Genomic DNA, 14,086 nt, shown 5'->3' on the forward strand with positions numbered 1-14,086 from the left:
CTACACCGTGAGGTTGAAGTTCGGGTTGGTGCCGTAGAGCGCCAACGAGGCAAGGAGAACCACGGTCGCGACGGCGACCAGCGAGGCGCGCATCGAGATGCCGACCGCCTCGCCGACGCCGACCGGACCGCCGCTGGCGTTGTAGCCGAAATAGCAGTGATTGATCATCACGAAGACCGCGATGATGATGGCGACGACAAACGACCAGAACACGTCATCGGGCCGCAGGAATGTCCGGAAGTAGTGGTCGTAGGTGCCCGTCGACTGGCCGTAGAACACGGTCGTGGTGAGCTGCGCGGCCAGGAACGACAGCAGCAGCGCCATCGCGTACAGCGGAATGATCACGACCATGCCGGCCAGGATGCGGGTGGACACCAGGTAGCTGATGGACTTGATGCCCATCACCTCCAGGGCGTCGATCTCCTCGGCGATGCGCATGGCGCCGAGCTCGGCGGTGGCCCCGGCACCGACGGTGGCGGCCAGTGCGTGCCCGGAAACCAGTGGTGCGACGACGCGCACGTTGACCAGCGCCGCGACGAATCCGGTGAACGCCTCGACACCGATGTTGCCCAGCGACGCATAGCCCTGGATCGCGATCAGCGAGCCGCCGGACAGGGTCACGAAACCGACGATCGCGATCGTGCCGCCGATGACGGCCATCGCGCCGGTGCCCATTCCGATCTCGGCGATCAGCCGCAGGGTGGCGCGGCGGTAGTAACGCAGAGCGTGCGGGATCTGGCCGACCGCCGTGACGGTGAACCAGGCCACGTCACCAACCCGCTCGACGAATCGGCTCGGGGCCGACGCCCACTTTGTCGCGCTGGTGTACGCGCGGGGGTAGCGAGACCGAAGGACTGCCGCAGTACTCATTTCAGTGCCCCGTTCCGAACCGAACACCGATGGTGGTCAGGACGACGTTGACGGCGAACAAAGCGACCACGGACAGCACGAGCGTTTCGTTCACCGCGGTGCCGAGCCCCTTGGCACCGCCGGAGACGGTCAGGCCGCGGTAGCAGCCGACCAGGCCGGCGATGAGTCCGAAGGTGAGCGCCTTGACGATCGAGATGATGACCTCCGGCAATCCGGTGATCAGGGTGAGCGTGGAGACATAGGCGCCGGCGGAGATGTTCTGCATATAGACGCCGAAGATGAAGCCGCCGACCAGGCCGACGGTGATGACCGCGCCGTTGAGGAGCACGGCGACGAACGTCGCGGCAACCACCCGGGGCAGCACGAGGCGGTGGATCGGGTCGATGCCGAGGACCTCGAGGGCGTCGATCTCTTCACGAATGGTGCGGGCACCGAGGTCGGCGCAGATGGCCGTCGACCCGGCGCCGGCGACGACCAGCACGGTCACGATCGGGCCGAGCTGGGTCACCGCGGCCAGTGCCGCACCGGCACCGGAAACATCGGCCGCACCGAACTCCACCAGCAGGATGTTGATCGTGAAGATGATGAGGATGGTGTTGGGGACCGCCACGGCGATGGTCGGCAGGAAGGTCACCCGGAACTGGAACCAGCCCTGAAGGATGAACTCGCGCCACTCGAAGGGCCACTTGGTGGTCGCCTTGGCGGTGAGCACGCACATGCGGAAGAAGCCGCCGATGGCGGTCAGCGCCGGACGGGCCTTGTCCTGGAGGTAGCCGCCGACGCCAGTGGTCGCGGCGGTCACCGGTTCACCCACATGACGGGACCACGTCGGTCGTCGCGTGGCGGCAGTCCGACTGGCACGTACCCTCCTTGCCCCGACCCGCAGTGAGTGAGTGTCGTCTCCCTACTACTCAGTAGTAAGGCGGACCACAGGAATGTACCCGATGCCTGACGGGCCGTGCACCGCATCTGCACTATTGACCCTCCATCCCCACTACTCGATTTTTGTCGCATCCGTAATGCGTTGTTCCGCTAGCTGGGATCCGGTGCATCCGAACCGGTTTCATCACTCGCATCCGCCGAGGAGCTGCCGCTGAACCGAATTCGCAGTTCGGTCTTGAGCACCTTGCCCGCAGGGTTGCGGGGCAACGCGTCGACGATCTCAAGTCCCTTGGGGTGTTTGTACCGTGCCAGACGTTCGGTCAGAAATTCGTCAAGTTCTTCCAGCCGCAGCGCGGCGGCATTGATCGCGGCGACCGCCACCGGCACCTCACCCCATTTCGGGTGCGCACGACCGATGACCGCCACCTCGACGATCGCCGGGTGGGCGGCCAGCACGTTCTCGACCTCGGCGCAGTAGATGTTCTCGCCGCCGGAGATGATCATGTCCTTCTTGCGGTCGACCACCCAGATGTAGCCGTCGGCATCCGCGCGGACCAGGTCACCGGAATGGAACCAGCCTCCCGCGAACGCCTCTGCGGTGGCCTGCGGGTTGTTCCAGTAGCCGGCCATCAGAGTTGGTGCCCGATAGACGATTTCGCCGACCTCTCCCACCGGGACGTCGTTCATGTCTTCGTCGACGATGCGCGCGGCCACGGTCGGGATCACCTTGCCCACCGAACCGCGCTTACGGATCGCGTCGTCGCCGAGGAGCATGCACGTCACCGGAGACATCTCGGTCTGGCCGAACGCGGCGAGGATCTTGCTGTCCGGGAACGTCTCCGACATCTCGCGCAGCAGTGTGTCCGAGGCGGGGGCCGCACCCCAGGACAGCGTCCGCAACCGGATGTCGCGCGGCTTGGCCTTCTGCGCCGCGCAGACCGCCTGCCATTGGGCGGGCACCAGGAAGATACCGGTGACCCGCTCGGCCTCGAGCACGTCGAGCAGTTGGCCCGGGTCGAATCCGCCCAGCGGGTGGATGACCGTCGGCGTACCGAGCATCAGGCCGCCGAGGGTGTTGCCGATGCCGGCGATGTGGAACAGCGGAACTCCGATGAACCCGACGTCATTGTTGATGTCGGGGCCGGTGGTGTACATCCCGGTCATCGCCTGACCGGCGAGGTTGGTGTGGGTCAGCACCGCGCCCTTGGGCCGGCCGGTGGTGCCCGAGGTGTACATGATCAGGGCCGGGCTGTCGTTGGGGATGTCCACCGGCTGGTGCTGCTCACCCTCTTCGACGATCAGGTCCTCGTAACCGAGCGCACCGTCCTCGGTCGCGCCGCCGGCGACGATCACGGCGGACAGCCCGGGCGCGAGGTCGCGTACGGCCTTGGCGACGTCGGCGAGCACCGATTCGGTGACCACCACGGCCGCGTCGCAGTCCTGGACCAGGAACGCCAGCTCCGGCGGGGTGAGCCGGAAGTTGACCGGAACCGCGATCGCTCCGAGCTGGTTGGCGGCCAGGGTTGCCTCGACGAACTCCGGGCGGTTGAGCATCAGGATCATCACCCGGTCGCCGAAGCCGACCCCGCGGCGGCTCAACGCGTCGGCGAGCCTGGTGACCCGGTGATCGAATTCGGCCCAGGTCGTTGTGCGGCCCATGAAGCGCAATGCGGTGGCGTCGGGCTGCATCAGAGCATGACGCGCCAGCTGGTTGGTCCAGTTCTGCCGGCGCGCCAGATACGGCTGCTCGGTCGTCGTGGTCAGCTGGCTGGTCACTGGTCTTCGTTGCCCTCTCAACAGTTCCGAATGGCGACAGTTCCTATGTCGTAAAGGATGCGTGAACCCGGTGGCTGGAGAACGCAGGAATCGTTATATTTGATCAAATCTGTTGTTGCTTGGGTCACACTATTGCTTGGCCGTTCGCCACACAAGTCCCCGGAGGTCACGTGAACGCACCGGCTTCCACACGGGTCGGCAACCGCCGGGGAAGCCGTCGATCCCAACTGTCCGACGAGGTCGCCGCGCACCTTCGCGAAGCGATCATGACCGGTGTCCTGCGGCCCGGGACGTTCATCCGGCTCGACGAGACGGCGGCCCGGCTCGAGGTCAGCATCACCCCGGTGCGGGAGGCACTGCTGACGCTGCGCGGTGAGGGCATGGTCGCCCTCGAACCCCGGCGCGGCTACGTGGTGCAGCCGCTGAGCCGCCAAGACATCGCCGACATCTACTGGCTACAGGCCACCATCGCCAAGGAACTGGTGAGCAGTGCGGCCGACCGGCTGACCGACGAGCAGATCGACGAACTCGAACGCGCGAACGAGGCGTTGGAGGCAGCGGTCGCCGGGGGCGATCCGGCAATCGTGGGCGCTGCCGAGTTCGCCTTCCACCGGCTGCTCAACCGCGGGGCGGGCCGGATCAAACTGGCCTGGTTCCTACTCCATGCCGCGCGGTACATGCCGCCACAGATCTATGTCACCGATCCGTCCTGGGGTGCGGCCGCGGTGGACACCCATCGCCGGCTGATCGAGGCGCTGCGCCGGCGCGACAAGGCCACCCTCGCGGAGTTGTCCGCCGCGGAGTTCAACGACGGCGTGCACCGGCTGCTGGAACAGCTCGAACGCAACGGGATGTGGCGCTAGCCGGTCGGCGCGGCCCTCCCTGCTGCCGCATTCACTCGCGAGCAGACACAAAATCGCACGATTTGCCCCGGATCGATGCGAGTTTCTGTCTGCTCGCGGCGGCTCCGACCTGCGCGGCGAGCTGGCTACGAGCTCGCGGACAGCTGCTCGGCGCGGCTCTTGAGGTTGTCGGCCAGGTGGTCGAGCACGTCGTTGGTCAGTTTCTTCACCATGACGGCAGGCACTGGCAGGGACACCTCGACCTCGAGGTCTACGGTCAGCAGGCTCGAGGGCCCCATCGCGACCACCGAGAACAGCTGATCCTGTTTGGTGAACACCTGGCCCTGCTGCAGCACGGTCTGGATCTGACCCTCGCCGGGGTAGTAGACCGCCTGGATGAAGGTGCCCGACTGGCCCTGGATCTCCATGTCGAGCCGCAGCTGGCTGGGCCGGCCGTCGTCATAACGGGCCAAGACGTAGACGGCCTTGGCCTCGGGGTTCCATTCCGGATAGGTCTCGAAGTCGGCGACTATCCGAAGGATCGTGTCGGCATCGGCGTTGACTTCAACGGTCTTGCTGACGAGCGGCATCGGCCGATCATATCGGCCTCAGGCGGGCGCCTTCTTGGCCGCGCCCGCCACGTCGGGCACACCCAGCGGGGATTCCACCCGCACCGTCTCGTCCCGAATCAGGCCGCGCAGCAACGCGGTACTGAACTCGGCGGCGATCTCCTTGGCGGTGCGCCGGCCGTCCGGCCGCAGCCACCGGTAGGCGCCCAGCGTCATGCCGATGTAGCCGAGGGCCACCACGTGCGTATCGCACTCGAAGAACTCGCCGCTGGCGATCCCGCGGTCGATCAGACCGTGCACGTGCTCGTAGACCTGGGTTTCCTTCTCCCGGACCTCGGCGACCTGCTCCTCGGTGAACCACTCGGTGATGTAGGGCGCCTCCTGGAAGTACACCGCCGCACCCTCGGGGTTCTCGGCGATGTTCGTCAGCAGGCGCACGGTGTATTGGTAGAGCGCTTCGCGGGCGGTCCAGGACGGATCGTCGTGGACGGCTTCCAGGGTGTTCTCGGCGGCGCGGCGGTAGATGTCGAACAGGATCAGCGACTTGCTCGCGTAATAGTGGTAGACCGTTGCCTTGTTCAGGCCGACGACATCGGCGACGTCATCCATCCTGGTTCCGTGATAGCCGCGCGCGGCGAAGAGCTTGGTGGCGACGGCCAGCAGTTCTTCGCGCCGGGTCATCCCGTTCTCGGATGCCATGATGTCCTCGCTTGTCCTGTGCCGGCGCCGGCCGGCACGGCGTCATGTTGTTCGCCGACGACGCCGGCTCTCTATCAACTGGTTGGATAGTTTAATGACCGGTGTCGCGGTTGGGGCCCGCGGACTAGACTCCGGTTTATTGCGGTGACGCTCAGGGAGGTGCGAGGGATGGATCCGAACCCGGACTATGACGCCAGCGACGAGGTCGAGTACTTCTTCAGCTGGCTGCCCTGGGCGCTGCGCGGTGTCTATCCGCCGCCCGCCTATCCGCCGGTTTAATCACCGCTGAACCGCACCTTTGCCGGCCGGCCTGCGGGCGATGCTCGCCCGCGACCCCGATGAACCGCACCGCGCGGCGAGCTCGCTCGAGCTGCTTTTCGACCTCGTTTTCGTGGTCGCCGTATCCCAGTCTTCCGGTGCGTTGCACCATCTTTGGGAGGAACAGCACTTCGTCTCAGGCATAGCGGCCTATGCGATGGTGTTTTTCGCGATCTTCAACGCCTGGATGAACTTCACCTGGTTCGCCAGTGCCTACGACACCGACGACTGGCTCTACCGGCTGACCGTCTTCGTTCAGATGGCCGGCGCCCTGGTGATCGCCGCGGGCGCGCAGAGCGCGATGCTGTCCAACGATTTCGGGGCGATCGTCGCCGGGTACGTGATCATGCGGGTGGCCACCGCGGCGCAGTGGATCCGGGCGGCGGTCAGCGATCCGCAGTACCGCGGTACCTGCGTGCGGTACGCGGTCGGCATCGTCGTCGTGCAGGTGCTGTGGGTGTCCTGGTGGTTCCTCGACGGCCCGGTCTGGTTGTTCCCGCTCCTGGCGCTGGCCGACCTGTCGGTGGCGCTGATCGCCGAGCGGTACCGCGCGACGGCCTACCACCACCATCACATCGCCGAGCGGTACGGGCTGTTCACCCTGATCGTTCTCGGCGAATCGATTCTGGCGGCGGCCAATTCGATCATCGGCGGGCTGTCGAACGACGACGCCCGCATCGGACTGATCGGAGTTGCCGTCTGCTCACTGGCGATCGTGGCCTCGATGTGGTGGATCTATTTCGACCGTCCGCAGCACCACCAGACCGCAACCAGGCGCCGCTCGTTCTACTGGGGTTACCTGCACTACTTCATTTTCGCCTCAGCCGCGGCGTTCTCGGCCGGGGTGGAGGTCATCGTCGCCGAGCATCTCGGCGAGGGCCACTTGCCCCACACGGTCGCCGGGCTCACGTTGACCGTCCCGCTGGCGGTGTTCCTCCTGACGACGTGGCTGGTCCTCGACGCGGGACGCCGCGATGCGATCCAGTCCGTCGGCGTGGTGCTGCTGACTGTCGCGATGGTGGCTTCGGCGCTGCTGCCCGCGCCGGCGGTCGCGGCGGCGCTGATCATGGTCGCGGCGGCGGCGCTGGTCAGTTGGCGGCACGCGGCCGATAAGCTTGCGCACTTGTGAGCGACTGGACAACAACCGCGGCCCGTCCGCACGAGATGCGGCTGCGGCTGGACTCCTACCCCGTCATCGGCGCCGTCGAGGCGCGCTACGGCGACATGGATTCCAACGCCCACCTGAACAACCTGGCGCTGGAAGCGATGCACGAGAATGCCCGGGCGACCATGAACCGCAGCCTATTTCCCGATATCTACGACGTGACCACCAGGCGGCTGCGCCTGGTCACTTCACAGAACGCCGTGCACTTCCTCGCCGAGGCGCACTGGCCGGGGACCATCGAGACCGGCGCCGGCGTCGGACGGATCGGGCGCACCTCGTTCGTCGCGTCGACCGGATTGTTCGTCGACGGTCGTTGCGTCGGGGTGTGTGACACCGTGCTGGTGCTGCTCGGCGACGACGGTCCGGTACCGATCCCCGACGACGCGCTGGCCGCGCTGGAGACCGTCCGGCTGAAGTCGCCGAATTAGTCGGGCGCTACAGCTCTTTCCGGCACCGTGACGACCGCCGTCGTACCGCCGCCCGGCGTCTCGATCAGCCGCACCGAACCGCCCATCGCTTCGACACCGACCACCAGGGACGACAAGCCGATGTGCCCCTCGGCGACCTTCTGGTTCAGAACAGCCGGGTCGAAGCCGACGCCGTTGTCGACCACGCGCAGCACCAGCGAATCGGCCTCGTGATCCAGTTCCACCCGCAGTCGGGTGGCCCGAGAGTGCTTGTGCGCGTTGGCCAATAGCTCGCGGGCCGCGCGGTAGAGCAGGGCCTGGGCTGCCGGCTTGCCCACTTCTTCGACCGCGCAGTCGATGGTGACGTTCCAGCGCCGCTCGTACTGGCCGACCAGCTCACGCAAGGCCGCGCCCAGGCCGACCTGGGCCAGCACCTGGGGATGCAGCGTGGAGACCGCACTGCGCAACATGTTGATGGCGTCCTGCAACGCGGTGTCGACCCGCTCGAACCCGATGGCAGAGGGTTGTTCGCGTAGGTCCTCCAGATCCAGCCGGGCGGCCAGCAGGTTCTGCAACGGCCCGTCGTGGAGTTGTTCGGACAGTTGCCGGTTGTTGCGCTCGTCGGCCTGCATCGACTCCGAGACCAGCCTGCGCCGTACCTCGAGCAGCGAGCGGACCCGGGCACGGCGGCGGGCCAGCACCAGGCACAGCGCAGTGGTGGCCAGCGCCAGCCAGGCCAGACAACCCACCTGCACATAGACGACGTTGGGCAGGCCCATGGTGTCGTCGCGCTTGGAGTAGATGATCCAGGCGATCAGGTAGCCGACCGCCGTGCTGGCGCCGATCAGCGCGGTGATCTCCGGGCGGTCCAGGAACGCGACGGTGATCGGGATCAGGAAGAAGATCGGCAGCAGCCAGCTCGTCGCACCCCCGGAGGCGACGCACATCGCCAGCACCGCCACCACGTCGATGGCTGTCGACGCCCAGCCGAACCACCATCGCAGCGGCCTGCGGACCACGACGGTCAGCCACACCGCGGCGGTGAGCGTGTAGACGATCAGCACCGACCAATAGACGGCGGGCAGCCAGTGGTCGACGCCTTCGATCCACACCAGCAGCCCGATCAGCACGATCAGCGGCAGCCGCAGGACGGCCGCGACCCGGACCGGCTCGGTGCCCAGGAAATCGGCCGCGCGGCTCAGCGGGGCCGGCAGATTACTCAAGCAGTCCCCGCCGCATCGCCTCGGCGACCGCAGCCGCCCGGTCCCCCACACCCAACTTCTCGTACAGCCGCTGCACGTGGGTCTTCACCGTCGAGGGCGCCAGGAACAATGCCTCGGCGATCGCCGGGATGCTGCGTCCCCCGGCGATCATGCCGAGCACTTCGCGTTCCCGCGAGCTCAGCGCCGGCCCGCTCGGCTCGGCGCGTCGTCGGATCTCGACGGCCAGCCCGGACGCCAGCCGCGGCGCCAGAACGTCGCGGCCCTTGGCGCAGTCCAGCACCGCGTTGACGATCTCGGACCGGCTGGAGTCTTTCGGCAGGTAGCCGGCCGCCCCCTGTTGCAGCGCGTGATAGACGATTTCGGCGTCGTCGTGCGCGGAGACCAGCAGCACCCGGGTCGGCAGTTCGTCGCGGCGCACGGCGGCAGCCACTTCGGCGCCGTCCATTCCGGGCATCCGGTAGTCGAGCAGCGCGACGTCGGGCTGGTGTTCCTTGATCGCCGCCAGCGCCGACGTGCCGTCCTCGGCTTCGGCGACCACCTCGACCTCGCCGCTGCCCGACAACGCCCGGACCAGTCCGTCGCGGAACAGCGGGTGGTCGTCGCCGACGACGACGCGCACCTTTCGGTTATCGGACATGCCAGGAGCTTCCCACAGGGGTCCGCCGATCGGGGGACAAACACTTCATCCCCTGTGGGGGCCTATCAGCGGACAGACAGCTTCCGACCTGCGCGGGATAGTCGATTCATCGCCGAAACCATCGGCCGCAGAAGCAAGGAGACGGACATGGACCGCACATTCACTCGTCGCTTCACCACCGCTCTGGCGGGTCCCACGCTCGCGGTGGGCGTGCTGGCCGGCACGTTGATCGTCGACACCCCCGCCGCGACCGACACCATGGGCCTGAGCCTGGCCTCCGCCTCCTCGGCCGGACTGGTCGACATCCACCTGTAACTCCACTCAGCAGCCGCGAAACTGCGCGAAAGCGAGGAGGTCAGATGAGCACTACCGGTCACCCGTCCACGAGATCCCGGAGGTTTATTGGTCGCTAACCCTCTTACTCCACATGACAACGAGGCCCTCCCTATGGTCATAAGGGAGGGCCTCGTTGTTGTTTAGACGGGTGTCATATCGTGACGGTCATGGATTTCGCCATGTCTGCCAAGGGTGCTGACTACCACAAACGCCTCACCGAGTTCATGGTCGAACACGTCTTCCCGGCCGAGAAGTCTTACGACGAATACCGCGAGGCCGCAGGCCCCGGCGACTTCACTGTGCCGCCGGTGGTCGAGGAGCTGAAGGTCCTGGCGAAGAAGCAGGGTTTGTGGAACCTGTTCCTGCCGCCGGAGTCGGGGCTGACCAACCTGGAGTACGCGCCGCTGGCCGAGCTGACCGGCTGGAGCACCGAGATCGCGCCCGAGGCGATCAACTGCGCGGCGCCCGACACCGGCAACATGGAGACGCTGCACCTGTTCGCCACCGAGGAGCAGCGCAAGACGTGGCTGGAACCGCTGCTGGCCGGGGAGATCCGCAGCGCCTTCTCGATGACGGAGCCTGCGGTGGCCTCCAGCGATGCCCGCAACATCCAGACCCAGATGGTCCGCGACGGTGACGACTACATCATCAACGGCCGCAAGTGGTGGACCTCCGGCGCCAACGACCCGCGCTGCAAGGTGCTGATCGTGATGGGTCGCACCAACCCCGACGCTGCCTCGCATCAGCAGCAGTCGATGATCCTGGTGCCCACCGACACCCCTGGCGTGCAGATCCTGCGCTCGACGTCGGTGTTCGGCTGGCAGGACCAGCACGGCCACGCCGAGGTGATCTACGACAACGTGCGGGTGCCTGCCTCGAATCTGCTGGCCGAGGAGGGCATGGGCTTCGCGATCGCGCAGGCGCGGTTGGGCCCGGGCCGGATTCATCACTGCATGCGGGCGATCGGTGTCGCCGAGCGCGCGCTCGCGCTGATGACCCATCGCGCCCGCACCCGCATCGCGTTCGGCAAGCCGCTGGCCGACCAAGGTGTGGTGCAGCAGCAGATTGCGCTGTCCCGCAACGAGATCGACCAGGCGCGACTGCTCTGCCAGAAGGCCGCCTGGACGATCGACCAGCACGGCAATAAAGAGGCCCGCAATCTGGTCGCGCAGATCAAGGCCGTCGCGCCGCAGATGGCATGCAACGTCATCGACCGGGCGATCCAGGTGCACGGCGGCGGCGGGGTCAGTGATGACTTCCCGCTGGCCCGGATGTACGGCTGGCAGCGGGCCATGCGGATCTTCGACGGCCCCGACGAGGTTCACATGCGCAGCATCGCCAGGGCCGAGATCGGCGCCGAGCCAAGTGCTTTCGCGGCGGCGGTGACCGGCGCGTGAGCCATACCGCACTGTCGGGTGCGTGGAACTTCCGCGATATCGCCGACACCACAGGGATCCGCCCGGGCAAGTTCTTCCGGTCCAGTGAGCTCAGCCGACTCGATGACGAGGGCCGGGAGGCCTTTCGCCGCTTCGGTATCACCGATGTCGCCGACTTGCGCTCACCGCAGGAGTTGGAGCGCCGCGGCTCGGGTGCGGTGCCGGACGGCGTGGCCATCCATCTGCTGCCGTTCCCGGATCTGTCGAACACGACTGCCGAGGCGCCACACGAGACCAGCTGGCAGAAGATGATGACCGAGAAGGTCGACGAGGAAGACGTCGAGGACGCCGCCGAACGCTTCATGACCGGCGAATACGAGAAGTTTCCGGTCCTTGCCGGCGCGCAACGCGCTGTGCGCCAGGTGTTTTCGCTGTTGAGCGCGGGACGCCCGGTGATCACGCACTGCTTCGCGGGCAAGGACCGCACCGGCTTCACCGTCGCGGTCGTGCTGGAGTCCATCGGGGTGCCGCGCGAGAAGGTGCTGTCGGACTTCCTGCGCAGCAACGACGCCGTCGAGTCGCTGCGTGAGCGGATCATGGAGTCGATCGTCAGCCGGGCCGGCGAGACACCGGAGATCGCCACGTTCGCCGAGGCGCGCCTCACCAACGGGGTGCTCGGCGTGCGGGAGGGCTATCTGGAGACCGCGCACCGGGTGATCGCCGAGAACTACGGTGACCTGGACGGCTTCCTGCGTACCGCCGGGGTGTCCGAAGAGGACGTCGCGCGCACGCGCAAAGAACTACTGGGTTAGCAGCAGACCGGCCACCCACACCGCGGTGGCGATGAGCCCGCCGATGAGCTCGACACCGACCGAGAGCGCCGCGGCCTTCAGCGCGAGCACCGTTGCCGCCCAGGCGCGCCGCTGATCTCGCCGGGCCGCCAGCTCGGCGAGGTACACGCCGAGCACGAAGCCGAACAGCAGGCCGATCACCGGCACCACGAAAAAGCCGATGACGCCCAGTACCGCGCCTGCGGCCAGCGTCCACCTGCCGACCTCGCCGGCACGCATCCGCCGGGCCGGCAGGAGGTACTTGATCAACAGGCTCGCGCCGAGCACCACGGTGACCACGCCGAGCACCACCCAGGACACCAGGGTGTGCTCGACGATGGCCCACACCGCGATGGCCGCGTAGACCAGCAGAGTGCCCGGCAACAGCGGCACGATGACGCCGACCAACCCGATGGCGACGGCCAGCCCCACCAGGACGATTCCACCGGTGCTCACCCGCTCGAGCCTAGGACCCACATCCCCCGGATCAACTGGACACCTGTCCCGCAATCGAACAGATTGGCGCCGACCGCACCATCACGAAGCGGGGAAGCTGCCGTTCCATACACTTGCATCTTCCAGCCCGCCTCGCCCATGACCAACCAGATCGGATCGCACTGATGATCATCGGGATTCCCCGTGAGTCTCTACCTGGGGAAACACGTGTCGCCGCCACACCACAGACCGTCGGACAGCTCATCAAACTCGGTTACGAGGTACTGGTGGAGTCCGGTGCGGGTGTCGCGGCGAGCTTCTCCGACGAGGCATTCATCGAGGCCGGTGCAGGTATCGGGACAACCGCGGAGGCCCTCGGCGCCGATATCGTCCTCAAGGTCAATGCACCCACCAGTGCCGAGATCGCCGCACTGCGCGACGGCGCGACACTGATCAGCCTGATCTCCCCCGCCCTGAAGCCCGAACTCGTCGAAGAACTGTCCACCCGGCCCATCACCGTGCTGGCCATGGACGCGGTACCGCGGATCTCGCGAGCCCAGTCTCTGGACGTCCTGTCGTCGATGGCCAATATCGCCGGCTACCGCGCGGTCGTCGAGGCGGCACATACGTTCGGCCGGTTCTTCACCGGCCAGGTGACGGCCGCAGGCAAGGTCCCGCCGGCCAAGGTGCTGGTGGTCGGCGCGGGTGTGGCCGGGCTGGCGGCGATCGGGGCCGCAGGCAGCCTCGGCGCCATCGTGCGCGCCACCGACCCGCGCCCCGAGGTCGCCGATCAGGTCAAATCCCTTGGTGGTGAATATCTTTCCATCGAGTCCCCCGAGGCTGAGGTTTCGGCTACCGGGTATGCCAAGGAGATGGGTGACGACTACAAGGCCCGCGAGGCGCAGCTGTACGCCGATCAGAGCCAAGACGTCGACATCATCATCACGACGGCGCTGATTCCCGGCCGGCCCGCACCGCGCATCATCACCGCCGACATGGTCGCCTCGATGAAATCGGGCAGTGTGATCGTCGACATGGCCGCAGCCAACGGCGGCAACGTCGAGGGCACCGTCAAAGACCAGGCCGTCCTGACCGACAACGGCGTGACCATCATCGGCTACACCGACCTGGCCGGTCGGCTGCCCACCCAGGCATCGCAGCTCTATGGCACCAACCTGGTCAACCTCCTCAAACTGCTGACCCCGGACAAAGACGGCACGCTCGTACTCGATTTCGACGACGTCGTGCAGCGATCGGTCACCGTGGTCCGCGACGGGGAGACGACGTGGCCACCACCGCCGGTACAGGTATCCGCTGCCCCGGCACCGGCCGCCACGGCGGCCGCCCCGGCAGTGCAGCAGACCAAACAACCGATGACGATGGGCCGCCGACTCGGCATCACCTTCGCCGCCGCCGCCGTGCTGTTCCTACTCATCGCGTTGTCCCCGGCCGCACTGCAGGTGCACCTGACGGTCTTCGCACTGGCGATCGTGATCGGCTACTACGTCATCGGCCACGTGCACCACGCCCTGCACACCCCGTTGATGTCGGTGACCAACGCCATCTCGGGCATCATCGTCGTCGGCGCGCTGCTCCAGATCGGCCACGGTGACGTCATCGTCACCACATTGGCCGCCGTCGCCATCCTGCTTGCCAGTATCAACATCTTCGGTGGCTTCGCGGTGACGCGTCGCATGCTCGCGATGTTCTCGAGGAGCTGA

At 66.8% G+C, this 14,086-nt stretch carries 15 protein-coding genes and 1 pseudogene; 8 read left to right on the forward strand and 8 right to left on the reverse strand.

Annotated elements, in window-relative coordinates; translation table 11 throughout:
• The 3 genes from BST42_RS05370 to fadD5 all read right to left on the reverse strand — a co-directional run bounded on the left by BST42_RS05370 (position 1) and on the right by fadD5 (position 3,528).
• Positions 1-870 (reverse strand): MlaE family ABC transporter permease, encoded by an 870-nt coding sequence (locus BST42_RS05370; RefSeq protein WP_083117540.1) that lies wholly within the window; start codon positions 868-870, stop codon positions 1-3.
• Position 871: 1 nt separating this feature from the next.
• Positions 872-1,672, reverse strand: coding sequence for an MlaE family ABC transporter permease (locus BST42_RS05375; RefSeq protein ID WP_036346725.1), 801 nt, complete (start codon positions 1,670-1,672; stop codon positions 872-874).
• Positions 1,673-1,902: 230 nt separating this feature from the next.
• Positions 1,903-3,528: a fatty-acid--CoA ligase FadD5 gene (fadD5, locus tag BST42_RS05380; protein ID WP_083117541.1), complete on the reverse strand. Its 1,626-nt coding sequence runs from the start codon at positions 3,526-3,528 to the stop codon at positions 1,903-1,905.
• A 170-nt stretch (positions 3,529-3,698) separates the two neighbouring features.
• Here fadD5 and BST42_RS05385 point away from each other — a divergent pair, with 170 nt between their 5' ends.
• Positions 3,699-4,391 carry a GntR family transcriptional regulator gene (locus BST42_RS05385; protein WP_083117542.1) on the forward strand — a complete coding sequence of 231 codons (693 nt, stop codon included), beginning with the start codon at positions 3,699-3,701 and terminating at the stop codon, positions 4,389-4,391.
• Between the two features lie 125 nt (positions 4,392-4,516).
• Here BST42_RS05385 and BST42_RS05390 read toward each other — a convergent pair whose 3' ends face one another.
• Both BST42_RS05390 and BST42_RS05395 read right to left on the reverse strand, forming a co-directional pair.
• The gene (locus BST42_RS05390; RefSeq protein ID WP_083117543.1) at positions 4,517-4,960 is read right to left on the reverse strand and encodes an SRPBCC family protein; all 444 of its coding nucleotides are present in this window, start codon (positions 4,958-4,960) and stop codon (positions 4,517-4,519) included.
• Between the two features lie 18 nt (positions 4,961-4,978).
• Positions 4,979-5,638 (reverse strand): TetR/AcrR family transcriptional regulator, encoded by a 660-nt coding sequence (locus BST42_RS05395; RefSeq protein WP_083117544.1) that lies wholly within the window; start codon positions 5,636-5,638, stop codon positions 4,979-4,981.
• A 171-nt stretch (positions 5,639-5,809) separates the two neighbouring features.
• Here BST42_RS05395 and BST42_RS30035 point away from each other — a divergent pair.
• The 3 genes and pseudogenes from BST42_RS30035 to BST42_RS05405 all read left to right on the forward strand — a co-directional run.
• Positions 5,810-5,917, forward strand: a pseudogene (locus tag BST42_RS30035) (hypothetical protein); the annotation flags it as partial.
• 19 nt (positions 5,918-5,936) lie between these two features.
• On the forward strand, positions 5,937-7,085 hold the full coding sequence (locus tag BST42_RS05400) for a low temperature requirement protein A (RefSeq protein ID WP_165760788.1): 1,149 nt from the start codon (positions 5,937-5,939) through the stop codon (positions 7,083-7,085).
• Positions 7,082-7,549 (forward strand): acyl-CoA thioesterase, encoded by a 468-nt coding sequence (locus tag BST42_RS05405; protein WP_237159259.1) that lies wholly within the window; start codon positions 7,082-7,084, stop codon positions 7,547-7,549. The genes BST42_RS05400 and BST42_RS05405 overlap by 4 nt, the downstream gene beginning before the upstream one ends.
• On the opposite strand, the gene BST42_RS05410 is transcribed toward BST42_RS05405, so the two are convergent.
• The gene (locus tag BST42_RS05410; RefSeq protein ID WP_083117546.1) at positions 7,546-8,751 is read right to left on the reverse strand and encodes a sensor histidine kinase; all 1,206 of its coding nucleotides are present in this window, start codon (positions 8,749-8,751) and stop codon (positions 7,546-7,548) included. The genes BST42_RS05405 and BST42_RS05410 overlap by 4 nt on opposite strands.
• Positions 8,744-9,388 carry a response regulator gene (locus tag BST42_RS05415; RefSeq protein ID WP_083117547.1) on the reverse strand — a complete coding sequence of 215 codons (645 nt, stop codon included), beginning with the start codon at positions 9,386-9,388 and terminating at the stop codon, positions 8,744-8,746. The genes BST42_RS05410 and BST42_RS05415 overlap by 8 nt, the downstream gene beginning before the upstream one ends.
• A gap of 147 nt (positions 9,389-9,535) precedes the next feature.
• On the opposite strand from BST42_RS05415, the gene BST42_RS29550 reads away from it, so the two are divergent.
• From BST42_RS29550 to BST42_RS05425, 3 genes are all read left to right on the forward strand, one after another.
• Positions 9,536-9,703 carry a hypothetical protein gene (locus tag BST42_RS29550; RefSeq protein WP_157838252.1) on the forward strand — a complete coding sequence of 56 codons (168 nt, stop codon included), beginning with the start codon at positions 9,536-9,538 and terminating at the stop codon, positions 9,701-9,703.
• A gap of 200 nt (positions 9,704-9,903) precedes the next feature.
• The gene (locus tag BST42_RS05420) at positions 9,904-11,121 is read left to right on the forward strand and encodes an acyl-CoA dehydrogenase family protein (protein WP_207569454.1); all 1,218 of its coding nucleotides are present in this window, start codon (positions 9,904-9,906) and stop codon (positions 11,119-11,121) included.
• Positions 11,118-11,912: a tyrosine-protein phosphatase gene (locus tag BST42_RS05425; protein WP_083117549.1), complete on the forward strand. Its 795-nt coding sequence runs from the start codon at positions 11,118-11,120 to the stop codon at positions 11,910-11,912. The genes BST42_RS05420 and BST42_RS05425 overlap by 4 nt, the downstream gene beginning before the upstream one ends.
• Here the strand turns inward: BST42_RS05425 and BST42_RS05430 are convergent.
• Positions 11,901-12,386 carry a DUF456 domain-containing protein gene (locus BST42_RS05430; RefSeq protein ID WP_083117550.1) on the reverse strand — a complete coding sequence of 162 codons (486 nt, stop codon included), beginning with the start codon at positions 12,384-12,386 and terminating at the stop codon, positions 11,901-11,903. The genes BST42_RS05425 and BST42_RS05430 overlap by 12 nt on opposite strands.
• Positions 12,387-12,550: 164 nt before the next feature.
• On the opposite strand from BST42_RS05430, the gene BST42_RS05435 reads away from it, so the two are divergent.
• Entirely contained in the window at positions 12,551-14,086 is a 1,536-nt protein-coding gene (locus tag BST42_RS05435) for a Re/Si-specific NAD(P)(+) transhydrogenase subunit alpha (protein WP_083117551.1), read from the forward strand.

The organism is Mycolicibacterium rhodesiae, assembly GCF_002086695.1.
GTDB lineage: Bacteria > Actinomycetota > Actinomycetes > Mycobacteriales > Mycobacteriaceae > Mycobacterium > Mycobacterium rhodesiae.